General features: G+C 46.0%; 20 protein-coding genes. 10 read left to right on the plus strand and 10 right to left on the minus strand.

The annotated features are described in order from the left end of the window. Window positions 1-25 precede the first annotated feature (25 nt). The 4 genes from hemG to pepQ form a co-directional block, all read right to left on the minus strand. Window positions 26-550 carry a menaquinone-dependent protoporphyrinogen IX dehydrogenase gene (gene hemG / locus COW15_RS10815; protein ID WP_293632583.1) on the minus strand — a complete coding sequence of 175 codons (525 nt, stop codon included), beginning with the start codon at window positions 548-550 and terminating at the stop codon, window positions 26-28. A gap of 2 nt (window positions 551-552) precedes the next feature. Further along, window positions 553-2,010 (minus strand): TrkH family potassium uptake protein, encoded by a 1,458-nt coding sequence (locus COW15_RS10820; RefSeq protein ID WP_293632584.1) that lies wholly within the window; start codon window positions 2,008-2,010, stop codon window positions 553-555. A 77-nt stretch (window positions 2,011-2,087) separates the two neighbouring features. Next, on the minus strand, window positions 2,088-2,702 hold the full coding sequence (locus tag COW15_RS10825; protein ID WP_293632585.1) for a YigZ family protein: 615 nt from the start codon (window positions 2,700-2,702) through the stop codon (window positions 2,088-2,090). A 26-nt stretch (window positions 2,703-2,728) separates the two neighbouring features. Then, the gene (gene pepQ, locus COW15_RS10830; RefSeq protein ID WP_293632586.1) at window positions 2,729-4,051 is read right to left on the minus strand and encodes a Xaa-Pro dipeptidase; all 1,323 of its coding nucleotides are present in this window, start codon (window positions 4,049-4,051) and stop codon (window positions 2,729-2,731) included. A gap of 321 nt (window positions 4,052-4,372) precedes the next feature. Here pepQ and fadB point away from each other — a divergent pair, with 321 nt between their 5' ends. The 6 genes from fadB (at window position 4,373) to COW15_RS10860 (ending at window position 13,484) form a co-directional block, all read left to right on the plus strand. Then, window positions 4,373-6,523 (plus strand): fatty acid oxidation complex subunit alpha FadB, encoded by a 2,151-nt coding sequence (gene fadB / locus COW15_RS10835; protein ID WP_293632587.1) that lies wholly within the window; start codon window positions 4,373-4,375, stop codon window positions 6,521-6,523. A gap of 22 nt (window positions 6,524-6,545) precedes the next feature. Next, entirely contained in the window at window positions 6,546-7,709 is a 1,164-nt protein-coding gene (fadA, locus tag COW15_RS10840; protein WP_293632588.1) for an acetyl-CoA C-acyltransferase FadA, read from the plus strand. A 240-nt stretch (window positions 7,710-7,949) separates the two neighbouring features. After that, complete coding sequence (locus tag COW15_RS10845) at window positions 7,950-9,113, plus strand: diguanylate cyclase (protein WP_293632589.1); 1,164 nt, start codon at window positions 7,950-7,952, stop codon at window positions 9,111-9,113. Window positions 9,114-9,292: 179 nt separating this feature from the next. After that, window positions 9,293-9,538, plus strand: a complete 246-nt coding sequence (gene tusA, locus COW15_RS10850; RefSeq protein WP_293632590.1) for a sulfurtransferase TusA — start codon at window positions 9,293-9,295, stop codon at window positions 9,536-9,538. A gap of 47 nt (window positions 9,539-9,585) precedes the next feature. Next, entirely contained in the window at window positions 9,586-10,032 is a 447-nt protein-coding gene (locus COW15_RS10855) for an MOSC domain-containing protein (protein ID WP_293632591.1), read from the plus strand. Between the two features lie 263 nt (window positions 10,033-10,295). Next, the gene (locus COW15_RS10860; RefSeq protein WP_293632592.1) at window positions 10,296-13,484 is read left to right on the plus strand and encodes an amidohydrolase family protein; all 3,189 of its coding nucleotides are present in this window, start codon (window positions 10,296-10,298) and stop codon (window positions 13,482-13,484) included. A 111-nt stretch (window positions 13,485-13,595) separates the two neighbouring features. Here the strand turns inward: COW15_RS10860 and COW15_RS10865 are convergent, their stop codons facing one another. Then, entirely contained in the window at window positions 13,596-14,171 is a 576-nt protein-coding gene (locus tag COW15_RS10865; protein ID WP_293632593.1) for a DNA-3-methyladenine glycosylase I, read from the minus strand. Between the two features lie 117 nt (window positions 14,172-14,288). On the opposite strand from COW15_RS10865, the gene glyQ reads away from it, so the two are divergent. Both glyQ and glyS read left to right on the plus strand, forming a co-directional pair. After that, window positions 14,289-15,194: a glycine--tRNA ligase subunit alpha gene (gene glyQ, locus COW15_RS10870; RefSeq protein WP_198781729.1), complete on the plus strand. Its 906-nt coding sequence runs from the start codon at window positions 14,289-14,291 to the stop codon at window positions 15,192-15,194. A gap of 10 nt (window positions 15,195-15,204) precedes the next feature. Next, window positions 15,205-17,271 carry a glycine--tRNA ligase subunit beta gene (gene glyS, locus COW15_RS10875; RefSeq protein ID WP_293632594.1) on the plus strand — a complete coding sequence of 689 codons (2,067 nt, stop codon included), beginning with the start codon at window positions 15,205-15,207 and terminating at the stop codon, window positions 17,269-17,271. Between the two features lie 68 nt (window positions 17,272-17,339). On the opposite strand, the gene COW15_RS10880 is transcribed toward glyS, so the two are convergent. Beyond that, window positions 17,340-18,380: an HDOD domain-containing protein gene (locus COW15_RS10880; RefSeq protein ID WP_293632595.1), complete on the minus strand. Its 1,041-nt coding sequence runs from the start codon at window positions 18,378-18,380 to the stop codon at window positions 17,340-17,342. Window positions 18,381-18,553: 173 nt separating this feature from the next. On the opposite strand from COW15_RS10880, the gene COW15_RS10885 reads away from it, so the two are divergent. Beyond that, window positions 18,554-19,216 (plus strand): glutathione S-transferase family protein, encoded by a 663-nt coding sequence (locus tag COW15_RS10885; protein WP_293632596.1) that lies wholly within the window; start codon window positions 18,554-18,556, stop codon window positions 19,214-19,216. A gap of 75 nt (window positions 19,217-19,291) precedes the next feature. On the opposite strand, the gene gyrB is transcribed toward COW15_RS10885, so the two are convergent. The 4 genes from gyrB to dnaA form a co-directional block, all read right to left on the minus strand. Beyond that, on the minus strand, window positions 19,292-21,709 hold the full coding sequence (gyrB, locus tag COW15_RS10890) for a DNA topoisomerase (ATP-hydrolyzing) subunit B (RefSeq protein WP_293632597.1): 2,418 nt from the start codon (window positions 21,707-21,709) through the stop codon (window positions 19,292-19,294). 16 nt (window positions 21,710-21,725) lie between these two features. Continuing rightward, window positions 21,726-22,808, minus strand: a complete 1,083-nt coding sequence (gene recF / locus COW15_RS10895) for a DNA replication/repair protein RecF (protein WP_293632598.1) — start codon at window positions 22,806-22,808, stop codon at window positions 21,726-21,728. 177 nt (window positions 22,809-22,985) lie between these two features. Then, a complete protein-coding gene (gene dnaN / locus COW15_RS10900; protein ID WP_293632599.1) occupies window positions 22,986-24,086 on the minus strand; it encodes a DNA polymerase III subunit beta in 1,101 nt (366 codons plus the stop codon). 19 nt (window positions 24,087-24,105) lie between these two features. Beyond that, window positions 24,106-25,494: a chromosomal replication initiator protein DnaA gene (gene dnaA, locus COW15_RS10905; RefSeq protein ID WP_293632600.1), complete on the minus strand. Its 1,389-nt coding sequence runs from the start codon at window positions 25,492-25,494 to the stop codon at window positions 24,106-24,108. Window positions 25,495-25,940: 446 nt separating this feature from the next. On the opposite strand from dnaA, the gene rpmH reads away from it, so the two are divergent. Next, the gene (gene rpmH, locus COW15_RS10910; protein ID WP_006083827.1) at window positions 25,941-26,078 is read left to right on the plus strand and encodes a 50S ribosomal protein L34; all 138 of its coding nucleotides are present in this window, start codon (window positions 25,941-25,943) and stop codon (window positions 26,076-26,078) included. Window positions 26,079-26,081: the final 3 nt, after the last annotated feature.

Below are 26,081 nucleotides of genomic sequence, written 5' to 3' on the forward strand. Positions count from 1 at the left end.
GCCCCAACGACTGGGGCTTAATTATTTAACGTTGGCTAAAACGGCTACCAAAGGCATCAACCTTAGCCCAATCGGTAAACTCGAAGGTTCCCTTAATATCGGTCGGTCCCTTCGTCATCCACATGATAAAACGTATTATAGTGCGATCGAAAAAGCCGTATTTGGGATAATCAATCTTACCCGCAAAGACGGCTAACTGCTGTGGCTGCCATAGTGAAAGCTGCAAAAACTTTTGCATATAAGGATTGGTTTCAGGCGTATTTTTTTGGGGTTTGCGCGCCACGACGTTAACGGTAAAAAAGCCATTAATCTTAGTATCGAGCACCGCATGGTGACGGTTTACAAACTGGTAAAGTTCAGGTCTATGCTTACCATAACGAATACTGGCGCCGATCAGCACTTTATCAAAATCCGCTAAGCTCAACGCTTCTGCCTGCGCTAATGTGACCAGTGAAACCTGCTCTCCCGCCTGCTCAGCAATCGTCTTCATTTTTTGGCAAATTGCCAATGTTTGGCCATCAATTGTCGAATAAATTATTAACGTCTGCATGATCAATTCTTCCAAAAAGTTGGCGTAAACAAAATCAGTAAGGTAAATACTTCGAGGCGACCAAATAGCATAGCCACGACCAATACCCATTTAGCTTCATCGCCAATACTGGCGTAGTTACTGGCTACCGCGCCTAAGCCTGGGCCTAGATTGTTTAAGCAAGCCGCGGTGGCACTGAAGGCGGTAATATCATCTAATCCCATCGCCATGAGTGCAAGCATACAGATCACAAACACCAGCGCATAGGCAGAGAAGAATCCCCACACGGCATCGACAACGCGATCGGGCAAGGCTTTAGAACCAATACGGATAGAGAACATCGCCTTAGGATGGACCAGTCGCTTTAATTCGCGCGAGCCCTGTAACAGCAGCAGAATAACCCGAATCACTTTAATCCCGCCCGCTGTTGAACCGCCACAGCCACCGATAAAGCTCGAAAATATCAATAGAATGGGTAAAAACAGCGGCCACATATGGAAGCTTTCAGTACCAAATCCCGCAGTAGTGGCCACGGAAACCGCCTGAAATAAGGCATGGTCTAAGGTTTCTTCCGGCGAATCATAAATGCCCGAATGATAAAGCGTGAGGAAACAAATCGCGGTGAGAATAAGTTGAATCGCCACCAGCATCTTAAATTCAGCATCTTTAAAATACACTCTAACGTTAATGCCTCGCCGCGAGAATGCCGCAAAATGCACGCTAAAGTTCACCGCTGAAACGATTAAAAAGAACACACAAATAAGGTTAATCACAGAGCTATCGAAATATCCCATGCTGGCATCGTGGGTCGAAAAGCCGCCGATGGCGATAGTAGAAAACGAATGGCAAACCGCATCAAACACACTCATTCCCGCCAGCCAATAGGCTCCAGCGCAGGCAATAGTTAACAGTAAATAGATATACCACAAGGCCTTAGCAGTTTCGGCGATCCGCGGTGTCATCTTACTGTCTTTCACTGGGCCCGGAATTTCGGCGCGATAGAGCTGCATTCCGCCGACGCCAAGTACTGGCAAAATCGCCACGGCGAGCACAATAATCCCCATACCACCGAGCCATTGCAGCATATGGCGGTAAAACAGAATGGCTTTAGGTAAGAAGTCGAGCCCGACAATCACTGTGGCTCCGGTGGTGGTTAACGCAGAGAAAGATTCGAAGAAACTATCGGTCCAGCTGAGATCGGGTTGACTCGAGAAGATAAAGGGTAAGGCACCGATAGAACCCAGTACGGTCCAAAACAGCACCACAATCAGGAATCCCTCTCGGGTACGCAATTCTTCTTTGCAGTGGCGATTGGGATACCAGAGCCAGAAACCAATAAATAGGCTGACAAAAAATGCCTGAATAAACGCCGTGCCGCCGCCATCGTTATACCAAACAGCGATCAGTGCTGGTGGCAGCATAGTGATTGAAAATAAACCAATCAGCAGACCTATGATTCTTATTATGGTTTTATATTGCATTAAGCGAGTTCAATCATTCCATTGGCTGCAAAGGTATTTTCAGCATTTGGGCTATTTTGGCATAATTTACGCAGGCATCACAGCTCAAACTCAGGGCTCAAACCTCCCTGACTGAGTGTCGCCAACGACTCACACAGTAATGTCTGTTGCTGCCGCCCTATTTCGAACAAAATATCGACCGCTTCGGCAAATTGCTTATCGATAATCACAGCATCCACTTGCTGTAATAGATGCTCAACATCGCGCAGCTGCGCATAATCACAATGCAACTTGGCGGGATAACGTAACTGTTTGAGTCGCGTCGGTAATTGAACCAAACCTTGCCTTAAGCCCGACGTATAAGCCCGAACGAGTCCACCGACTCCCAGTTTAGTGCCACCATAATAACGCACCACAACAGCACCCACTTCGCCGATATTCGCCCCTTGCAATACAGCTAACATGGGTCGACCAGCACTGCCTGCGGGTTCGCCGTCATCACTCGAACCAATCAAGACGCTATCATCAGGCGCGCCAGCCACAAAAGCAGAGCAATAATGGCTTGCGCCGGGATAATCACGCTTTATGTCAGTGAGTACTAACTTCAATTTATCTATGCTATCGCAGTGAAAGAGGAAAGAGATAAAGCGGCTATGCTTTATCTCTTCTTCAATGACGATATTTTCACAGGGAACGCTATAACTTTCGAGCACACATCCGCCCTAATCTTTACCCTATATCAATCAGCCAAACCGAGTTCACGGGTCATGTTCTCGTTTCTATCTTGATGCACTATGACGTTATCTTCGATACGAATACCGCCAAAGGGCCTTAACCCATCCACCGTTTGCCAGTTGATCTGTTGGCCACGGCCATCTTGTTTAAGCTCATTAAGCAGAGTATCGATAATGTATAACCCGGGTTCCATAGTCAGCACTTGGTTTGGTGCTAAAATGCGCGTGCAACGTAGGAATGGATGGGCCTCTGGCGCCGCAATATGAGTACCGCGTTCATCGTGGGAGAAGCCGCCAACATCATGCACTTGTAGGCCTAACATATGGCCTAAGCCATGGGGGAAGAAAGCACTGGTTATGCCTTGCTCGACCAAACCTTGGGCATCCCCCGTGGCTAAATCAAAATCCAATAGCATTTGCGCGACTTTAGCATGGGTGGCCAAGTGTAAATCGGGATAACGCACACCCGGACGCATCATGTCGATAAGCTCTAGCTGCGCCTTATTCATCGCAGTGATCAATTCATCGAAACGATTCTTCTCGAAGGCATAGGTTCTAGTGATATCAGAGGCATAGCCAAAGTAACTCGCGCCCGCATCGATAAGAAATGACAAACGTTTCGCAGGGCTTTGGTGTTCAAGTGCGGTGTAATGCAAAATTGCCGCATTTTGGTTAAGGGCGATGATATTGCCATAGGGCACTTCATTCTCGCTCTGGCCAACTGCAGATAAATAGTGCTGCTGGATTTCGAACTCGCTCGCACCATTATAAAAAGCATTTTTAGCCGCCAAATGCCCCTGCACCGCAATTTGATTCGCGCGACGCATACATTCCAGCTCATATTCGGTTTTAGTGGTTCTATGGTAATGCAGATAACTCATCACAGCATCGGGATTACGGCTGGTAAAACCCAACACTTCGGCCACATCTAAATGCTCACCTAAATAGGCCCAATTGGCGATATCTGTCGGTAAAAACTCAGCGACCTTATCAGCCTTGGTCAGCAGCTTAATATCGAAATACTCGGTCCAAAACATATCAGGCACATCGGACACTTTGTGCCAAAAATCCACTGGCCGATAAAAAATCAGCTGCGGCTTATCACGGCCATTGACCACCAACCAGCAATTCGGATTATCCAGCACTGGCAGCCATGCCTTGAAGTGCGGGTTTGCCTTAAAGGGATAATTGATATCATCCAAAAACATCCGCTGCGGCTGACCCGAATGGATCACTAAACCAGACAAGGCTTCTCGAGATAAAATCTCTGCGACTCGGCGATTTAGCTCGGCGATATGGGCACGATAGTGATGAGCCAATTGATCCATTTGTCATATCCTGTAATCAATAAAGGGAAATAAATAAAACCGAATTTAACTGTGACGACTAACGAATGAATTCCTCAGGGGAAATCTTTAAAGTCATCAGGCTGTTCTACACTCTGTGCAGTGTATCACAAAGGTGAAAAATCACTCTAGCCGACAAGAAATTAAACAGTCGTTTAAATTGGGTGTTGTAATTTATCGAATTTCGAAGCACACTGGCATACAACTGGTCAAATGATGGCCGAAGCTGCTGTGAGATAGAGAGTCGTACTAACACCAATTGATAATGGTGGGTATCACTTTTAAGCCAAAAGGAAGCAAGCAATGATCTACCAAAGTCCTACAATTCAAGTTGAGTTACTCGAGGATAATATTGCCAAGCTGTGCTTTAACGCACCCGGTTCGGTGAACAAATTCGACAGAGAAACCCTCGCCTCGCTCGATGCGGCATTAGACAGCATCAAGCAAAATTCCAATATCAAAGCGTTAGTGCTGACCTCAAGTAAAGATACCTTTATTGTGGGCGCCGACATTACCGAATTTTTAGGCCTGTTCGCACAGGATGACGCCGTCCTGCTCTCTTGGGTTGAACAAGCTAACGCAGTCTTCAACAAACTCGAAGACTTACCTTTCCCAACCGCATCGGCAATCAAAGGCTTTGCCTTAGGTGGCGGCTGTGAAACCATTCTGGCAACGGATTTCCGTATCGCAGATACCACAGCCAAAATCGGTTTACCTGAAACTAAACTCGGTATCATCCCAGGTTTTGGCGGTACGGTTCGTCTGCCACGTGTGATTGGTGCAGATAACGCCCTCGAGTGGATCACGACCGGTAAAGACCAACGCGCTGAAGATGCACTGAAAGTCGGCGCTGTGGATGCCGTGGTTGCACCACAAGCGCTAGAAGCTGCTGCGATTCAAATGCTCAAAGATGCTGTTGCTGAAAAGCTGGATTGGCAAGCGCGTCGTCACCGCAAACTGTCTGCACTAACGCTGCCAAAACTCGAAGCTATGATGTCATTCACCACTGCCAAAGGCATGGTGTTTGCGGTTGCGGGTAAACACTACCCCGCACCAATGGCTGCTGTAAGCGTGATTGAGCAAGCATCGACTAAAGGTCGTGCTGAAGCATTACAAATCGAACATCAAGCCTTTATCAAGCTGGCTAAAACCGACGTTGCTAAGGCACTTATCGGTATTTTCCTTAACGATCAATTTGTTAAAGGTAAAGCGAAGAAAGCCGGCAAGCTAGCGAAAGAAGTCAACAACGCGGCCGTACTAGGTGCAGGCATTATGGGCGGCGGCATAGCCTACCAAAGCGCCAGCAAAGGCACACCGATTGTCATGAAAGACATTGCCCAGCCAGCATTAGATTTAGGCCTCAATGAAGCCGCTAAACTGCTGTCAGCGCAAGTTGCCCGTGGCCGTTCAACACCAGAAAAAATGGCCAAGGTACTGAACAACATCACGCCTTCGTTAGATTATGCCGCGATTAAACACAGCGATATTGTCGTCGAAGCCGTTGTTGAACACCCTAAAGTTAAAGCAACTGTATTAGCCGAAGTTGAAGATTATGTGAGTGAAGATGCGATTATCGCCTCAAATACGTCTACGATTTCAATCAACTTGCTCGCTAAGAGCATGAAGAAACCTGAGCGTTTCTGCGGTATGCATTTCTTCAATCCAGTGCACAAAATGCCGTTGGTCGAAGTTATCCGTGGCGAGCACAGCTCTGAAGAAACCATCGCCTCTGTTGTGGCTTACGCCAGCAAAATGGGTAAAACCCCAATCGTGGTTAACGATTGCCCTGGTTTCTTTGTTAACCGCGTACTCTTCCCTTACTTTGCTGGCTTTAACGGCCTGCTCGCAGAAGGTGGTGACTTTGCTGCAATTGACAAGGTGATGGAGAAACAATTCGGCTGGCCAATGGGCCCTGCTTATCTGCTAGACGTTGTAGGCCTAGACACTGGCCATCACGCTCAAGCGGTAATGGCCGAAGGCTTCCCCGATCGTATGGGTAAATCTGGCACTGACGCGATTGACGTGATGTTCGAAAACAAACGCCTTGGTCAGAAAAATGGCAAAGGTTTCTATGTCTACTCTGTTGATAGCCGTGGTAAGCCGAAGAAAGATGTCGATCCAACCAGCTACGGCCTATTGAAAGATGCCTTTGGCGAGTTAAAAGCCTTTGAAGCCGATGACATTATTGCCCGTACTATGATCCCTATGATCATCGAAACCGTGCGCTGTTTAGAAGAAGGCATTGTCGCATCGCCTGCCGAAGCGGATATGGGCCTAGTTTATGGCTTAGGTTTCCCACCATTCAGAGGCGGCGTGTTCCGTTACTTGGATACCATGGGTGTCGCAAACTTTGTCGCCTTAGCAGACAAATACGCTCACTTGGGCGGTCTGTATCAAGTCACCGACGCCATGCGTGCCCTCGCAGCCAACAACGGTAGCTACTACCAAGCCTAATTAGCGGGAAAGGAATTTAATTATGAAACAAGCTGTTATCGTAGATTGCATCCGTACTCCTATGGGCCGTTCTAAGGCTGGGGTGTTCCGTAATGTGCGTGCAGAAACACTCTCTGCCGAATTGATGAAAGGTCTGTTGCTGCGTAATCCGCAGCTCGACCCAAACACCATTGAAGACGTGATTTGGGGTTGTGTGCAACAAACCCTAGAGCAAGGCTTCAATATCGCCCGTAACGCATCACTGCTTGCTGGTATACCCAAGACTGCTGGCGCGGTTACCATTAACCGTCTATGTGGTTCATCTATGGAAGCGATTCACCAAGCCGCGCGCGCCATTATGACGGGTATGGGCGACACCTTCTTGATTGGTGGTGTAGAACACATGGGCCACGTGCCAATGAGCCATGGTGTCGACTTCCACCCAGGTCTTGCTAATAACGTGGCGAAAGCCTCTGGCATGATGGGTTTAACGGCTGAAATGCTAGGTAAACTGCACGGTATCACCCGTGAACAGCAAGATGCTTTTGCAGTACGTTCTCATCAACGTGCTTATGCCGCGACGATTGAAGGCCGTTTTGCCAAGGAAATCTATGGCATTGAAGGTCACGATGCCAACGGCGCCTTAATTAAAGTACTGCAAGACGAAGTGATCCGCCCGGAAACCACAATGGAATCACTGGCTGCACTGCGCCCGGTATTTGATCCAGTCAACGGTACTGTGACTGCGGGAACTTCTTCTGCACTGTCTGATGGTGCTTCAGCCATGTTGATCATGGAAGAATCTAAAGCGCGCGCACTTGGCTTACCAATTCGTGCACGTATTCGCTCTATGGCGGTTGCGGGTTGTGATGCGGCGATCATGGGTTATGGCCCAGTACCTGCCACACAAAAGGCGCTGGCCCGCGCCGGTATCACAGTTGCCGATTTAGACGTGATTGAACTGAACGAAGCCTTTGCTGCTCAATCTTTACCTTGTGTAAAAGATTTAGGCCTAGCGGATGTGGTTGATGACAAAATTAACCTCAACGGCGGCGCGATTGCACTCGGTCACCCACTGGGCTGTTCAGGCGCTCGTATCTCTACGACGCTGATCAACTTGATGGAAGACAAAGATGCGACCTTAGGTTTAGCGACCATGTGTATTGGTTTAGGCCAAGGTATCGCCACAGTGTTCGAACGCGTTTAATTCGTTATTTGAATCATCAACCAAAGCCGGAATTTATTCCGGCTTTTTTATTGCGTCACCCATCTTAAGCTCTGAAATTATAAGATTTATATTCCTCTAAAGCCTAAGCCTCTAGTTGATAATTAGTTAGTTATCAACTTAACTTCTAGGGGCATCTTAAAGTATCACATCCATAGTGGGCCTTGGGCCAACATAGAAAGGCAAGGATGCAGTTGTGTCATGCAATTTAAGGAGAGCTGAATGCTTCAAACGGAACAGACCCTTTTCGAACAAATGCGGATCACTGAGCTTGAGATCGAGTTTCGTAAGGCGCTCTTCTCTTTTACTCTGGCAGATGTAAAAGCCCTACTGTCTTTTAAGCCCATTATCGAAGAAAACATAGATAAAATCGTCGATGACTTTTACGGCCTACAAACGAGTGTATCTGAAATTGCGCTGTTAATTGGTGACTCAGATACCCTTGCCCGTTTACGCACTGCTCAGAGAAGATATGTGCTCGATTTATTCAATGGTGTTTATGACCTCGAATATGTAAACAATCGCCTGCGGATTGGTTTAGTCCATAAAAGAATTGGTGTCGAGCCTAAGCTCTATCTTTCTGCGGTGCACACATTGAAAGAACTGATCTACGCCGTAATTAACAAGGTGATACAAGACGATATGCAAGGCCAACAAATACGAGTAGCCATAGATAAACTGGTACTTTTCGATGTCACTTTGGTATTTGATACCTATATTCGCAGCCTTGTCTCTGAAATAGAAAACGCCAAAGATAAAGCCGAGAAATACGCCCAAAGTATGGAAAGTAAAGTCAAAGAGCGAACTCAGCAACTAGAAGAGCTTTCTCAAACTGATCCCTTAACAGGTTTACTCAATGTAAGGCATCTACAAGAAACTGCAACGCGCATTCTAAGAGCAGCCCAAAGGCGTGCCGAGCCCGTAAGCGTGATCTACTTAGATGTGGATGATTTTAAATTATTTAACGATACTCAGGGACATAGATCTGGAGACGACGTTCTCTGTGCTGTTGCGCAGGCAATAAAAGAGAGTACGCGATCGGAGGATTATAGCTTCCGCTACGGTGGAGATGAGTTTTGTATCATTATGCCTAATTGTCGAGAGGTACAAGCGCTGGATAATTTTGTGACTCGATTTAATCAAAAGATTAAGCAGAGCCTTAGGGACATCTCATTAAGCTATGGAATTGTGGAGACGGGACCCTATGACTATGATGATGCAAATAGTCTGATCCATAAGGCGGACCAAAAAATGTATAGCTTTAAACGGGCTTCAAAACTTCAACAACAAAATACGGTTACCGCCAATGAAATAAAACCAGAAAACACTCATCAAGCCGAGATCCATCCAATTCAACCTCAAGTGATTAAGAAAGCCGTTGAATAGACGCGCCCCTAAACTCGATTGTTGTTATGTTCCACGTGAAACATGCACGTAAACTTATCAAAAATCGCTGACCGGATAATACACTCTAAACAGGTCACAAATTCCCCCGCTCAACTTGGTTTCTCATAATCACTGGAGTAACATTAGCCAATTCTGTTTAATCGTTCACAAGAGGTTATATGAACGACGCTTTCTCGACCGCTCAACACAGACTCGATGCACTTGGTTTACGCTGCCCAGAGCCGGTAATGATGGTGCGTAAAACGGTAAGACAAATGGCTGCCGGCGAGACACTGCTTATCATTGCCGATGATCCTGCGACGACGCGTGATATTCCAAGCTTTTGCGAATTTATGGATCACACTCTAATCGCCAGCGAAACCACGAAAACGCCATATCAATATTTGATCAAAAAAGGACTTTAAGTCGTATCGTTAGCGACTTAATCATAAAACAAAGGATGTGAGAAACCATGCCAAAACTGCTGGCGATTGCCTATAAAACAGTAAAGAGCGGCCCGATGAATGAAGTTCTCTGTGCCAATGTCACCCAACTCAGCGGTGTAGAGAAAGATGTGTTTGGTCGCCCAGGCAAACGCCAAGTCACTGTGCTTTCCAAATTTCAGTGGCAACGGGTCTGCGATAGTATTGAGGTAGACTTACCTTGGACGACTCGCAGAGCAAACCTGCTGGTTGATGATCTCGTATTTAGCAGTACAGATGTTGGTAAACATTTACAGATCGGGGAGTTACGACTTGAAATCACGGGTGAGACCGATCCCTGTAAAAAGATGGAAATAGCACATGTCGGTTTAGAAGCTGCGCTCACTCCAGATTGGCGAGGCGGTGTAACCTGCCGAGTATTGAATGATGCCATGATCCACTTAGGCGATGAGATAACTCTAGTTAATCCAAGCTAATTTTATTCCCAGCTAGTCGGCCACTCTTAGTTAATTCTCCATACTCCTCTGTAAATGGAACCAAGTTACTTGGTTCCATTTTTGCTGTGCCAACTCTCATATCCATATAGTCATTACTTATCCTTCGCTCGATCATCAATTGAAACAGTATTTACATTTTCCTTCTTACCTATTTATGCGATAACTAGACTAACTATTAACAAAAGTTCATCTTAAAATTAATACCACTCAAGCAGTCTATAAGAACGATAACAGGAAGTGACATGTTGAAATCTAAACTCACCCCGCTTTATATCGCCCTCACCCTAGGGATGAATACCCTCGCCGTTAATGCAGTTGAAACTAAGGAGACAGTATGGAATGTTAACGCTCCCACTAATGCACCGCTAGAAAAAGTCAAAATTGATGTTAATGAAGGCACTTGGATGAACCTCAGCGTCAGTCCAGATGGCAAGCACATCGTCTTCGACTTACTCGGCGACATTTACCAAATCCCAGTAACGGGCGGTGAAGCTAAACCATTAGCCCAAGGCATTGCATGGCAAATGCAGCCGGTGTACAGCCCAGATGGTAAACATATTGCCTTTACCTCAGATGCCGATGGTGGCGACAATATTTGGATCATGGATGCCGATGGTAGCAACCCTCGCACTGTGACGACTGAAACCTTTCGCTTACTCAACAGCCCCGCTTGGAGTCCAGACTCCCAATATCTTGTTGGGCGTAAACATTTCACCGCCAGTCGTAGTTTAGGCGCTGGCGAAGTGTGGCTATACCACGTAGCGGGCGGCGAAGGCGTCAAACTCACCGAACGTCCAAATGATCAGAAAGACTTAGGCGAACCCGCATACTCACCCGATGGCCGCTATATCTACTTTAGCCAAGATGATACGCCAGGCAAAACATTCCACTATTCAAAGGACTCTGTTAACGGTATCTACAAAATCAAACGTTATGATACCCAAACCGGTGATATTGAAATCTTGATTGAAGGCACTGGTGGCGCGATTAGACCAACACCGAGTCCCGATGGCACTAAGCTCGCCTATATAAAACGCGATGATTTTAACTCATCACTCTACCTGCTCGACCTTAAATCAGGTGAAACTACTAAACTGTTTGGCGAACTAGACCGTGATATGCAAGAGACTTGGGCAATCCACGGCGTTTATCCCACTATGGCGTGGACTCAAGATAACAAAGATCTTTTCTTCTGGGCGAAGGGAAAGATTAATCGCCTCAATGTTGCCAGCAAAACACTCACAGATATCCCCTTTAGTGTAAAAACCGAGCTTGCAGTACAACCCTCGGTGCGCTTTAAGCAAGATATAGATAAAGATGCTTTCGATGTAAAAATGCTACGTATGGCACAGGTCTCTCCCGATGGCACTAAAGTCGCCTTCGAAGCACTAGGTAAGATTTGGTTAAAATCCCTTCCCGATGGCAAGATGTCGCGCTTAACCGGGTTAGGGAACGACATCGAAGAACTCTATCCCCAATGGTCCCGCGATGGCAAAAATATTGTTTTCACCACTTGGAATGACCAAGACCAAGGAACAGTACAAGTCATTAGCGCCAAAGGTGGCAAATCTAAGCAGTTAACATCTGAGCCAGGGAAATATGTTGAGCCCACCTTTTCACCCGATGGTGAACTCGTTGTGTATCGTAAAACCCAAGGCGGAAACCTCACACCGAGAACTTGGTCGCAGGAACCCGGTTTATACAAGGTCGATTTAAAAACCAAACAAAACAAGAAAATCACCGCCGAGGGCTATCAAGCACAATTTGGTGCATCAACCGATCGCATCTTTTTTATGAATAGCAGCGAAGATGAAACGCCACAGTTATCTTCTATCAACTTAGATGGCTTCGATAAACGAGTCCATTACAGCAGCAAACATGCGACCGAATTTAGGGTTTCACCGGACGGTGAGCAATTAGCTTTTGCTGAACGCTTTAAGGTCTGGGTGACGCCATTTGCCAAACATGGAGAAACGGTTGAAATAGGCCCTAACGCCAGCAATCTTCCTGTGACGCAGCTAAGCGTGCGAGCTGGCGAAAGTATCAGCTGGAATAGTAAGAACAATCAACTCTACTGGACGCTTGGGCCTGAACTGTATCAAGCCGACGTGGATTCCCAATATCTGAAAAAAGACGAGCAAGCTAAGCCAAGCATTATCAATTTAGGCTTTACCGAAAAAGCCGATGTTCCACGTGGAACAATCGCCTTCGTCGGTGGCAAAGTGATTACGATGGAAAATGACCAAGTGATTGATAATGGTGTGGTCATAGTCAAAGACAATCATATTATCGCCGTCGGTGATGCCAATGTTGCGATTCCCAAGGATGCACAGATCATCGACATCAAAGGCAAATCCATCATGCCAGGGCTATTCGATGCCCACGCCCATGGCGCCCAAGCCGATGATGAAATCGTGCCGCAACAAAACTGGGCACTCTACTCCGGTTTATCTTTGGGCGTGACCACGATTCACGATCCCTCGAATGACACGACTGAGATTTTTGCCGCTTCCGAACAACAAAAAGCAGGCAATATTGTTGGTCCACGCATATTTTCCACAGGCACCATACTTTATGGAGCGAATGCGCCTGGCTACACCTCGCACATAGACTCGCTCGATGATGCAAAATTCCACCTTGAGCGTCTGAAAAAAGTCGGAGCATTTAGCGTTAAAAGCTATAACCAACCCCGTCGTAATCAGAGGCAGCAGGTTATCGCCGCCGCTCGTGAACTCGAAATGATGGTCGTGCCCGAGGGTGGCAGCTTGCTGCAACACAATCTCACCATGGTCGCCGATGGCCATACAACGGTTGAACACTCTCTGCCAGTGGCGGCGATTTATAACGATATCAAACAATTCTGGAGCCAAACTAAAGTCGGTTACACTCCAACTTTAGTAGTCGCCTACGGTGGTATCTCTGGTGAAAACTACTGGTACGACAAAACCGATGTGTGGGCACATCCGCGTCTGTCGATGTATGTACCAAGTGATATCTTGCAAGCTCGCTCAATGCGTCGCCCACATGCACCAGACGCTCATTACAACCACTTTAATGTGGCCAAAGTCGCTAATGAACTCAATAAGTTAGGGGTTCACCCAAATATTGGCGCCCACGGTCAGCGTGAAGGCTTAGCAGCGCATTGGGAAATGTGGATGTTCGCCCAAGGCGGCATGAGTAATATGGATGTGCTGAAAACAGCCACTATTAATCCGGCGACGACCTTTGGTATGGAACAACAGCTAGGTTCGATTAAAGCTGGTAAACTCGCAGACTTAATCGTTATTGATGGTGATCCATTAGCGGATATACGCGTCACAGATAAAGTCATTTATACCATGGTCAATGGTAAGTTATTCGATGCCGAAAAGATGAACCAACTTAATGGCAGTAAACAAAAACGTAAGCCATTTTTCTTCGAAAAAGTCTAATACTCATTAGTAGGATGAATTAGTAAGAAGAAAAAGTTATTCACAAAAAGGCATGTTCCACGTGGAACATGCCTTTTTGTTTACAGCGCTCATCATTGCAAAATGAATAGTTTACTTATGACCACAACAGGCATCGTAGACAATACAATCCACAAGGTGATCATTCACCATACCCACCGCCTGCATAAAGGCATAACAAATTGTTGGGCCGACGAAATTAAATCCAAGCTTTTTTAAGGCTTTTGACATGGCTTCAGATTCTGGCGTTTGTGCAGGAACCTGGGACATAGACGAAAACTGATTCACCAAAGGCTTACCGCCAACGAAACTCCACAAAAATTCAGAAAAATCGTTGCCATCCGCAGTGTAGGCTAAATATCCTTTGGCATTCTTGATGATAGAATTCACCTTCAAGCGATTACGCACTATGCCAGAATTCAACATAAGTTCCTCCACTTTTGCCACATCGAAGCCAGCAATGACTTCTGGTTCAAAATTAGCAAAGGCCTGTTCATAGTTTTGTTGTTTCTTCAGAATAGTAATCCAAGATAATCCGGCCTGTTGGCCGTCTAAACACAACTTAGCAAACAGCTCTTTAGGATCTCGAACCGGCCGCCCCCAGACGTTATCGTGGTAGTCACGATATAAAGGATCATCACTTACCCAGCCACAACGGATCTCTTCCATGGTATATAACCTTATTGTTTTAATTAAGAAGGTAAAAAATAACCTACATAAGCAGATATCTACAAGGTATAATCGAACCCATTTTCTATTCAGGCTGACGGCAGTAGACAAGTAGACATGACGACAAAACACGACGTAAAAACATTTCAGGGTTTCATTTTAACCCTACAGGAATATTGGGCACAGCAAGGTTGTGCAATCGTTCAACCTCTAGATATGGAAGTCGGCGCTGGTACATTCCACCCGCAAACTTTCCTGCGTTCTTTAGGGCCAGAACCAATGAGCAGTGCCTACGTGCAGCCATCGCGCCGCCCGACGGACGGCCGTTACGGTGAAAACCCGAACCGCCTACAGCACTACTACCAATTCCAAGTCGTGTTAAAACCGTCACCGGATAATATCCAAGAGCTGTATTTAGGTTCTCTACAAGCACTGGGTATCGATACTCAAATCCATGATATCCGTTTTGTGGAAGACAACTGGGAATCACCAACACTAGGCGCCTGGGGTTTAGGCTGGGAAGTCTGGCTAAACGGTATGGAAGTGACCCAGTTTACTTACTTCCAACAGGTCGGCGGCTTAGAATGTAGCCCTGTCACAGGTGAAATCACCTATGGCCTAGAGCGTCTAGCCATGTATATCCAAGGTGTTGATAGCGTTTATGATCTCGTTTGGACCGATGGTCCACTGGGCCGCATCACCTATGGTGATGTGTTCCATCAAAACGAAGTTGAGCAATCGACCTATAACTTCGAACACGCCGATGTGGACTTTATGTTCACCCTGTTCGATCAGTGCGAAAAAATGTGTCAGCATTTATTGTCACTGGAAAAACCTTTACCTCTGCCCGCCTACGAGCAAGTGATGAAAGCCTCACACGCCTTCAACTTACTCGATGCACGCCACGCCATTTCGGTGACCGAGCGTCAGCGTTATATCCTGCGCGTTCGTACTATGGCTAAAGCGGTTGCTGAATCCTATTATCAGGCACGCGAAGCGCTTGGCTTCCCAATGTGTAAGTAGAGGTAAACACATGAATTTTGAAAACTTACTCATAGAGTTAGGCACGGAAGAATTACCACCAAAGGCGCTGCGTAAACTGGCCGAGTCTTTCTTAGCTAACTTTACCGAAGAACTCACCAAAGCCGATTTAGCCTTTAGCTCAGCCGTTTGGTATGCAGCACCACGTCGTCTGGCGATTAACGTTACCGAACTTGCCCTTGCACAAGCCGACAAAGTGGTTGAAAAACGCGGCCCAGCTGTGAGTTCAGCCTTCGATGCCGAAGGTAAACCGACTAAAGCCGCCGAAGGTTGGGCACGTGGTAACGGTATCACGGTCGATCAGGCAGAACGTCTAGTCACTGACAAAGGCGAATGGCTGGTTTATAACGCCAAAGTGGAAGGCGTTGAAACCAAGAGCTTAGTTGCAGACATGGCGCAACGTGCCTTAGATAAGTTGCCAATACCTAAGCCTATGCGCTGGGGTAATAATAAAACCCAATTTATTCGCCCTGTGCATACCGCCACTATGTTGTTAGGCAGTGAGTTAATCGAAGGTGAATTACTCGGGATTAAATCGGCTCGTAATATCCGCGGCCACCGCTTTATGGGGACAGGCTTCGAGCTTGACCATGCGGATAACTACCTCAATCTATTGAAAGAAAAAGGTAAAGTCATCGCCAATTACGAAAGCCGTAAAGCCTTAATCAAAGCCGATGCCGAAAAAGCGGCCGCTAAGATTGGTGGCACCGCCGATATCGAAGATAATCTACTGGAAGAAGTGACTTCATTGGTTGAATGGCCAGTAGTGTTAACCGCAAGTTTTGAAGAAAAGTTTTTAAATGTACCTTCTGAAGCCTTGGTCTACACCATGAAGGGCGATCAAAAATACTTCCCAGTGTTCGATGATGCGGGTAAGTTACTGCCAAACTTTATCTTTGTGGCCAACATCGAATCTAAAGATCCAACACAAATTATCTCTGGTAACGAGAAAGTGGTTCGTCCACGCTTGGCCGATGCTGAGTTTTTCTTTAATACCGATAAGAAGCACACGCTAGAATCACGTTTACCAAGCCTAGAAACAGTTCTGTTCCAACAACAGCTCGGCACCTTAAAAGACAAAGTCACTCGCATCTCTGCCCTCGCCGCCTTTATTGCCGAGCAAACGGGCGCGAATGCGGTCGATGCAGCCCGTGCTGGTTTGTTATCTAAAACCGATTTGATGACCAATATGGTGATGGAATTTACCGATACTCAAGGCACTATGGGCATGCACTACGCCCGCCTCGATGGTGAAACCGAAGCCGTAGCGGTGGCGATGGAAGAGCAATACAAACCTAAGTTCTCTGGCGATACAGTACCAAGTGCTGGCGTATCTTGCGCAGTAGCTTTAGCGGATAAACTCGATACCTTAGTCGGTATCTTTGGCATTGGCCAAGCCCCTAAGGGCGCTGCCGACCCATTCGCACTGCGCCGGGCCGCTATCGGTGTGCTACGTATCATAGTAGAAAACAAGCTACCGCTTGATTTAGTTGACCTTATTGCTAAAGCGCAAGCTCTGCATGGCACTAACTTAAGCAACGCCAATGCAAGCGATGAAGTGCTTGAATTCTTAATGGCTCGTTTCCGTGCTTGGTATCAAGATAAAGGTATCGATGTTGATGTGATCCTAGCTGTATTAGCACGTCGCCCAACACGCCCAGCTGATTTTGATAGCCGTATCAATGCGGTATCACACTTTAGAAGCCTAGAAGCGTCTGGCGCCCTGGCGGCGGCGAATAAGCGTGTGTCTAATATTCTGGCGAAAGTTGAAGGCGCTTTACCGACAACGATCAATGCGAGTTTATTAACCGAAGCCGCAGAGCAAGCATTAGCCGCTAAGCTTGCCGAACTGCAGCCTCAACTCGCTCCGCTGTTTGCAAATGCTGATTACCAACAGGCATTAACACTGCTGGCGAACTTACGTGAAAGCGTGGATCAATTCTTCGAAGATGTGATGGTAATGGCAGACGATGAAGCGTTAAAAAACAATCGCTTAGCATTGTTAAATAATTTACGCGAGCAGTTCCTGCACGTAGCGGATATCTCACTACTGCAATAATGTGCCGCTAAGTACCATTAAAAAACGCGCTTAAAAGCGCGTTTTTTAATTCGCTTAATTCCAACAAATTAAAACTGCTGTAGCTTCTGATGTAGTTCATCAAACTGCGTTTTATCTAGCATCACTTGGGCTAATAAATCCGAGAGCACTTCTGCGGATAACTTACCCGCTTGATGTAGCATAGATATTTCACTGATCACATTCGCCCGCCACACAATCGCAGCGAGTCCCGATCTTGGCCGCGAATTGATATTGGCAAGCTTATCTAACTCGGTTTCGAAGGTACTGGGCAGCTGCCAATATTTAGCAAGCAGAGCGCTTAAGGTGAGCGATTTGGCCGTCATCACTTGTCTAAATAACCATGAATTAGGTTGATCGTCAGGTTCTGCCTGTACAAATGCATCGAGTAATATCTTAAAAATCGCAAGTTTGCCCACATCATGTAATAAGCCAAGCAAGAAGGCTGTGTCTCTATCCTCTTCACTGAGTTCACTCGTCAAAAAAGCCACCTGCATTGAATGACGCCAAATCTCGGCCCCAAAACGTCGAAAATAAATGGGCTTAATATCTAACATTTCACGCACTAAGCAACTAGTAACAAAATACCTTAACTGTTCACGACCTAATTGCACTAAGGCTTGCTGAAGGCTAGTAATATCTTTGCCTGCACGCTTAAAAGCGGGTGAATTACAGAGTTTAAGGACTTCCACACTGAGCAGGGGATCTTGCTCTATCAGTGAAAGTAAATCCTTAGTTTCAAACAGTGGATCGGCAAGCTTACGATCTAACTCCAGTACCTTTGACGGCAACTTTAACACTTTTTCGGCGATCACTTGTGGCGATGCTAATGCTTGTTCTATTTCAAGCATAACCCGACGCTCTAGATTATTTGCAACACCACCAGTGTCTTTGGTGCGAGCGGAAAATAATAAGCTATAAAACAGCGCATCTAAGTCAACACAGACCGCCATATTGTACTCAGTATCCATCTGTCTAGGAGATGCAGCACTGATTGGCTTACCAAGATCTATCTTAGTAAAACTCTTAGGTCGCTCAAGGCTCGATTCTTCGCGAATATTAAATATTTTGTTAAAAAATGACTTGATCAAAAAATACCAACCTAGGATAAATAGACAGTTAATAACAACAAAAAGGCATCCACTGCAATTTATAGGCTCAACCATAACGTCCCGTAGCTGACACAAGAAACATAACATATTGGCATAGCTTGCACGGCTTATTCTTTACTAAATAGCATGACAGAGAATAGAAAGGTTAAAAAATGGATCTTTATATAGGCAATAAAAATTACTCTAGCTGGTCACTGCGGGCTTGGTTAATGGCTGCAAAATCAGGCGTGCAGTTCAACGAAGTATTACTGCAACTCGATACCGACAGCTTTTATCAGCAACTCAACGCCATTTCGCCGACTTTAAAAGTACCGACATTAGTCGATGGCGATATCACGGTATGGGATTCACTCTCGATTTGTGAATATATCAATGATACTTATCTGTCAGGAACGGCTTGGCCACAGGATCCCAAGCAAAAAGCCAAAGCCAGATCCCTCGCCTGTGAAATGCATTCAGGCTTTAATGCCGTGCGTAACGCTCTACCAATGAACATACGCGCGAGCCGTTATGTCGAACTCACCGATGCGGTCCGCAAAGACATTGAGCGCATCGATGCAATTTGGTCGACACAAATGGCCGAGTTTGCTCCATCCCAGGATAAAGGTGCTTGGTTATTTGGCCAATGGTCGATTGCCGATATGATGTTTGCCCCAGTGGTGATGCGCTTTATCACCTACGGCATTGAGGTATCCCAGGCAAGTCGCGCTTATATGCAGTATGTGATCAATTGCCCAGAAATGCAGGCTTGGATTAATGCGGCTAAGGCAGAGACTGAAATTGTCGAGGCCGATGAAGCGGGTGTCGATAGATAGTTTTGAGCAAAAGAAAAGGGAAAGCAAAGCTTTCCCTTTTTTATCAATCGCTAACGATTTTAAATCGTCTAAAGATTAAACGTCTAAGTTAGCCACGTTCAAGGCGTTCGCTTCGATAAACTCACGACGAGGTTCGACTTGATCACCCATCAAACAAGTGAACAACTGATCGGCACCCACGGCATCATCAATCGTCACTTGCAACATGCGGCGTGATTCAGGATCCATTGTAGTTTCCCACAATTGCTCAGGGTTCATTTCACCCAATCCTTTATAGCGTTGGATGTACAAGCCGCGTTTAGCTTCAGAAATCGTCCAATCTAGTGCTTCGAGAAAGCTACCCACCTCTTTCACGCGTTCACCACGTTGCACATAACCACCCTCTTCAATCATGCCTTCTAATGCGGCGCCTAGCTTACCGATACGTTGGTAGTCAGTAGATTGGAAGAAATCATAGGAAAACAGGTAGTTGGTATCTATACCGTGTTTACGAATGGTGATCTTAGGCAGATATACTTTACGCTCAGGATCGAGAATCGGCTCACCAGAATACAACACGCCGCTGCTTTCTAGCTCCACCAGCTCATGGATAAAGGCATCGATCCAATCCTTCATCTTGCCTTCATCGGCCAACATCTCATTGCTGATCATTGGGTGGTAAAGCATACGGTTAGTAATGTGTGTTGGATAACGTTGCTCTAAACGGGCAACAATCGCTTCCACTTCACGGTACTGAGTCACTAAACGCTCTAACGGCTCACCCGACATTCCCGGAGCCCCTTGCGTTGGGTACACAATAGTGCCATCCAATGCCTGAGTCGTGAGATATTGAGTCAATGCTGGCTCGTCTTTCAAATACTGTTCTTGCTTGCCTTTTTTCACTTTAAATAGTGGTGGCTGGGCAATATATACATAACCACGTTCAATCAATTCAGGCATTTGACGGAAGAAGAAGGTCAACAGCAAAGTACGAATGTGCGAGCCGTCAACGTCAGCATCCGTCATGATGATGATGTTGTGGTAACGGGTTTTATCTGGGTTATATTCATCGCGGCCAATACCACAGCCAAGGGCCGTGATCAGTGTGGCCACTTCTTGAGAAGACAACATCTTATCGAAGCGGGCTTTCTCAACGTTTAGAATTTTACCTTTCAGTGGCAGAATCGCTTGGTTCTTACGGTTACGTCCCTGCTTGGCGCTACCGCCAGCAGAGTCCCCTTCCACTATGTAAATTTCTGAAAGACCAGGGTCTTTCTCTTGGCAATCGGCCAACTTACCTGGCAAACCACCTAAATCGAGTGCGCCTTTACGACGGGTCATTTCACGGGCTTTACGCGCCGCTTCACGGGCACGGGCCGCATCGACAATTTTACCGACAATCAACTTCGCATCGGCTGGGTTTTCCAGCAGATAATCGTTCAGCTTCTCACCCATGGTTTGTTCAACCGCAGATTTCACTTCACTCGAAACTAACTTATCTTTAGTTTGTGAGCTGAACTTAGGATCGGGTACTTTAACAGAGATAACGGCGGTCAAACCTTCACGGGCGTCATCGCCTGTCGCGTTAGTCTTACCTTTCTTGTTATAGCCTTCGTTTTCCATGTAGTTGTTTAAGTTACGCGTTAAGGCGCCACGGAAACCCGCTAGGTGAGTACCACCATCACGCTGTGGAATATTGTTGGTAAAACAGAAAATATTTTCTTGATAACCGTCGTTCCACTGCATAGCCACTTCAACGGTAATACCATCTTCACGCTCTTGCATAAAGTGGAATACGTCTTTGTTGACGGGAGTTTTATTACGGTTCAAATAATCGACGAATGCGCTAATACCGCCTTCGTATTTGAAGAATTCATTCTTGTTGTCACGTTCATCAACCAGACGAATACCGACGCCTGAGTTCAGGAATGACAATTCACGCACGCGTTTTGCCAGAATTTCAAAGTGAAACTCAACATCACTGAAAGTTTGTTCACTTGGCCAAAAACGGATTTCGGTACCGGTTTTAGTCGCATCGCCGATCTCTTTGATTGGCGCATCAGGCACACCGTGGGTATAAAACTGCTCATATACTTTACCCGCACGGCGAATGGTCATTTGCAGCTTTTTAGATAAAGCATTGACAACCGAGACCCCCACACCGTGCAGACCACCAGACACTTTATAGGAGTTATCGTCGAACTTACCGCCGGCATGTAATACCGTCATGATAACTTCTGCCGCCGATACGCCTTCTTCCTCATGGATAGAGACCGGAATGCCACGGCCGTCATCCTTAACAGAAACCGAACCATCGACATGGATAGTAATAGTGATATCAGTACAATGGCCGGCTAAGGCTTCATCGATAGAGTTATCGACTACTTCGAACACCATATGATGTAGACCCGTACCGTCGTCGGTGTCACCAATATACATCCCAGGTCTCTTACGTACTGCATCAAGGCCCTTAAGGACCTTAATACTCGAAGAATCGTAACTATTCTCTGACATATTATTCTCTCAATGGTTATTCAATTACCGTTACACGTCCCTGTTCCACATGGAACATCCTACTGGGAGGCGTGTGTAACGAATCGACTATTGCTGCAGGCTCAATGGCAGTGACAAACACTTGTGCACCAGTGTCCACGAGCTGCTTTAGCAATAGCTGCCTATGCTGTGCATCCAACTCGGATGGAAGATCATCCACAAGATAAATACTGTGTTTATCTATTTGTTGTTTGAGCAACTTTCCCTGTGCAATACGCAGTGCACAGACTAATAATTTCAATTGACCACGGGACAGGGCATCCTGCGCCGGCAAAGTGCCTACACGAAGTCTAAGGTCAGCTTTATGGGGACCGCTGACGGTATGACCTGTGGCCAAATCTCTGGAATATTGGTTTTCGAGTAGTTCTGCAAAATCCGTCTTACTATCCCAGCCGCGGGTAAATGAAACCTTCACATCTATCAGCGGTAAAAACTCCCCGATTATACCCTTAAGTAGCTCATTTAACGAGTCTACATAATGGTTTCGTATTTCAGTGACCTGCTCGGCATAACGCACAAACTCTCGGTCCCAAAATTGAATATGACTGTAGGACGAACCGTTTCTAAGCAATTGATTTCTTTGCTTAAGAACTCTACGAACATTCGTCCAAGCACCATAAAACTGTGGATCGGCATGAAATGCGCCCCAATCGATAAATTGTCGCCGGGATTTTGGGCCTTCAAACAGTAACGAAAAGCTTTCTGGTGTGATCACTTGAATAGGTAAGGTTTCGGCTAATGTCGACAGACGTTTAATTTTTTCGCCGTCGATTTTCACTTCCGTCTCGCCACTACGAAACCGCCGTAAACCGATTTTACTGTCACCACGGGGTAAATTTAACGTAGCGAATAAGGTCAACTTATCCTCGTCGTTATTGATCACCCGTTGGGATAAATGGCTGCGAAAGGAGCGCCCCATACCAAGGAAATAAATCGCCTCCAAAATGCTGGTTTTGCCGCTGCCATTTTGACCATAAATGACATTAATACCAGCACTTGGGCTTAATTGCGCCAATTGAATATTGCGAAAAGCTTCTATATTAAGACGGGTCAGGCTCATGCATTACTCATAACACCGAGTAAACGGCTTAGGCAAAAACTTATAGGGCTCATCATATCGCAACTCTACCATTCAACAATGGAAAGCATAACTGAGGCATTTCAAGGGCATCTACACCGCCCCAAGACGATGTAGATAGTAAAGATAAACCAGTAAACACAGGCTTGTTGATATGGATTATAAGCGCATTGGCATAACCACATACATGGAATCTTCTTCCAAATGGTTTTCAATTAGGGCGCTGGAATTACCATCAATGAGCGTGATACGCACATCATCGGACTTAAGGTTGTTGAGCACGTCGAGTAAATAACTGACGTTAAAACCAATTTCTAGGGATTGATTGTTGTAATCCACATCGATGATTTCTTCCGCTTCTTCCTGCTCAGGATTATTCGCTGTGATTTTGAGTAAACCCGCTTCAAGCTGAATACGCACACCGCGGAATTTCTCATTGGATAAAATCGATGCACGGGTCAGCGCTTGCTTTAAATGGTTACGACTCGCAATCACTATTTTATCACCGCCCTTTGGCAATACACGGCGATAATCGGGAAAGCGGCCATCGACTAATTTACTGGTAAATACTGTATTAGCCGTAGTGGCGCGAATGGCATTATCACCGATAGCAATCGCGATATCGAGATCGTCCGACTCTAATAAACGTGCCATTTCCATTACGCCCTTACGCGGAACTATGACTTGTTTTTCAGGTAATTGTGCTTCAATCGTACGGTGACTTAAGGCTAAACGATGGCCATCGGTCGCAATAGCGCGCAACACATTACCTTCAGTCTCAAACAATAACCCGTTGAGGTAATAACGCACATCTTGGTTAGCCATAGAAAATTGCGTCGAGTCGATAATCGACTTCAACACGCCCTGCTTCAAACTAAATTCAATCTCGGCTTGGAAGGCTTCAACATTGGGATATTCTTCTGCGGGCAACGTCGCTAAGGAAAAACGGCTACGGCCTGAACGCAGCAACCACTTATTATCTTGTTGCTCGACTTTCAGTTCGCTTTGTTCAGGCAAAGATTTAACGATATCCAGCAGCTTTTTAGCCGGAACCGTAGTACGACCTTCTTCTATATCACCATGAACCACAGCTTGGCCCACGAGTTCGACTTCTAGATCTGTGCCCGTCAACTTAAGTGAGTGACCACTTACTTCTACAAGGAGATTAGCCAAAATGGGCAAGTTATGGCGTCTTTCTACCGCACCACACACTAATTGCAACGGCTTTAATAGGGCATCCCTATCAATTGAAAATTTCATGGTGTCCAATTCCTTGATTTTAAGAAGATAAGGTTCTAATCAAGTTAGCGTAATCTTCTTTAATGTCGTGGCTCTCTTCCCGTAGCTGAGCAATCTTACGACAGGCATGCAACACTGTGGTGTGATCTCGACCACCAAAAGCATCACCAATTTCCGGCAAGCTTTGGTTAGTTAATTCTTTGGATAACGCCATGGCAACTTGTCTAGGGCGCGCAACGCTGCGCGAACGACGCTTAGACAACATATCAGCCATCTTGATCTTGTAGTATTCAGCTACGGTTTTCTGAATATTGTCTATAGTGACTAATTTTTCTTGAAGTGCCAAGAGGTCACGTAAGGCTTCACGAACAAAATCAATGGTAATTGGTCGACCCGTGAAGTTCGCGTTGGCGATAACGCGGTTTAACGCCCCTTCTAGCTCACGCACGTTTGAACGTAAACGTTTAGCAATAAAGAAGGCCACTTCATCGGGTAAGTTAATACCGCTCTCCTGCGCTTTACGCATCAAAATCGCCACGCGGGTTTCTAACTCTGGTGGCTCAATAGCCACAGTTAAACCCCAACCAAAACGCGATTTCAATCTGTCTTCAACACCGTCGATCTCTTTTGGATAACGATCTGAAGTCAAAATAATTTGATGATTCCCCTCCAGCAAGGCGTTGAAGGTATGGAAGAATTCTTCTTGAGATCGGTCTTTATTAGCAAAAAATTGAATATCATCGATAAACAAGGCATCGACGCTACGGTAGTAACGTTTAAATTCTTCGATCGCATTGTTTTGCAGCGCTTTGACCATGTCCTGGACAAAACGCTCGGAATGCATATAAACCACTTTGGCATTGGGATTATTTTTAATGATCCCGTTACCAACCGCGTGCAACAGGTGAGTCTTACCTAGACCTGTTCCACCATATAAGAATAATGGGTTATAGGCACCACCTGGATTTTCAGCCACTTGCAACGCCGCAGCCTTACCTAATTGGTTTGATTTACCTTCAACGAAGTTATCAAACTGGTAGGTTGGATTGATATTGCTGCGATGGTTAGCATTAGCGATAGGCTCAGCTTGAGTATTAAAAGATGTCCCTACTGTCGCTTTAGTCTGAGGATTAGGCACTCGCGTTGCCACTATCGGAGCCACGGGTTCAGGCTTTTTCGCCGATGGACGGCTACCAATATCGAAGCGTAGCTTAGGCGCATCACTGCCCATTTGCTCTGTAAAAAACTGATTAATGATATTGATGTATTTATCTCTGACCCAATCGAGCACGAAGCGGTTGGGCGCATAAAGCACCAAAGTATCTCCATCCATTTCGGCTTGTAACGGTCTGATCCACATACTGAACTGCTGAGCAGAAAGCTCATCCTGCAGTCGTCCGATACATTGTTGCCAAAGTGAAACAGCCACTAAGTTATCCCCAAAAGATCATCAAAAAAGAGGTGTATTCTATAGCGAGATCTCAATGATCGCTATCCTTAAAAAATATTTATCCCCAGCGAGATCATTCTATGTGGATATCCTCGATCATCAAAGATCAAAATCGATCCTTTTATTAAACAATTAGCGCAAATCCCGCTTTATTAAGCGATCCACATTGATCTATAATGGCGCCCCTTTGATCGAGTCAAAGATCCCCGTTACTACTAGATATAGTAGCCGTACACAGAGTTATCCACATCTTATGGTGTATTGCGGGGATGGATCTCAGGACACGCTGGCAGAAATAAACCACTTACCGACTTTCGTTGTTGACGAGACCAAGTAAAGTGATTACAATTCGGCCTCTTTTTTGCCCTTACCTCTAATAACTAGAGATAAGGAATGTTCACTAATAACAAAGACGGATTGCCATCATGAGTAAACGTACTTTTCAACCTAGCAACCTGAAGCGCAAGCGTTCTCACGGCTTCCGCGCTCGTATGGCTACTGTAGGCGGCCGTAAGGTGCTTGCACGTCGTCGTGCGAAAGGTCGCGCTCGTTTATCTGCTTAATAA

It is taken from the genome of Shewanella sp. CG12_big_fil_rev_8_21_14_0_65_47_15, from assembly GCF_002783505.1.
In the GTDB taxonomy this organism is placed as follows: Bacteria; Pseudomonadota; Gammaproteobacteria; order Enterobacterales; family Shewanellaceae; genus Shewanella.

Excerpts from the sequence above, each read along its gene's own strand:
- glyS (WP_293632594.1), top strand. The coding sequence starts at position 15,205 with ATGAATTTTGAAAACTTACTCATAGAGTTAGGCACGGAAGAATTACCA.
- tusA (WP_293632590.1), top strand. The coding sequence starts at position 9,293 with ATGAACGACGCTTTCTCGACCGCTCAACACAGACTCGATGCACTTGGT.
- rpmH (WP_006083827.1), top strand. The coding sequence starts at position 25,941 with ATGAGTAAACGTACTTTTCAACCTAGCAACCTGAAGCGCAAGCGTTCT.
- pepQ (WP_293632586.1), bottom strand. The coding sequence starts at position 4,051 with ATGGATCAATTGGCTCATCACTATCGTGCCCATATCGCCGAGCTAAAT.
- COW15_RS10885 (WP_293632596.1), top strand. The coding sequence starts at position 18,554 with ATGGATCTTTATATAGGCAATAAAAATTACTCTAGCTGGTCACTGCGG.
- hemG (WP_293632583.1), bottom strand. The coding sequence starts at position 550 with ATGCAGACGTTAATAATTTATTCGACAATTGATGGCCAAACATTGGCA.
- COW15_RS10865 (WP_293632593.1), bottom strand. The coding sequence starts at position 14,171 with ATGGAAGAGATCCGTTGTGGCTGGGTAAGTGATGATCCTTTATATCGT.
- COW15_RS10820 (WP_293632584.1), bottom strand. The coding sequence starts at position 2,010 with ATGCAATATAAAACCATAATAAGAATCATAGGTCTGCTGATTGGTTTA.
- COW15_RS10845 (WP_293632589.1), top strand. The coding sequence starts at position 7,950 with ATGCTTCAAACGGAACAGACCCTTTTCGAACAAATGCGGATCACTGAG.
- recF (WP_293632598.1), bottom strand. The coding sequence starts at position 22,808 with ATGAGCCTGACCCGTCTTAATATAGAAGCTTTTCGCAATATTCAATTG.
- dnaN (WP_293632599.1), bottom strand. The coding sequence starts at position 24,086 with ATGAAATTTTCAATTGATAGGGATGCCCTATTAAAGCCGTTGCAATTA.
- fadB (WP_293632587.1), top strand. The coding sequence starts at position 4,373 with ATGATCTACCAAAGTCCTACAATTCAAGTTGAGTTACTCGAGGATAAT.
- COW15_RS10855 (WP_293632591.1), top strand. The coding sequence starts at position 9,586 with ATGCCAAAACTGCTGGCGATTGCCTATAAAACAGTAAAGAGCGGCCCG.
- COW15_RS10860 (WP_293632592.1), top strand. The coding sequence starts at position 10,296 with ATGTTGAAATCTAAACTCACCCCGCTTTATATCGCCCTCACCCTAGGG.
- fadA (WP_293632588.1), top strand. The coding sequence starts at position 6,546 with ATGAAACAAGCTGTTATCGTAGATTGCATCCGTACTCCTATGGGCCGT.
- glyQ (WP_198781729.1), top strand. The coding sequence starts at position 14,289 with ATGACGACAAAACACGACGTAAAAACATTTCAGGGTTTCATTTTAACC.
- gyrB (WP_293632597.1), bottom strand. The coding sequence starts at position 21,709 with ATGTCAGAGAATAGTTACGATTCTTCGAGTATTAAGGTCCTTAAGGGC.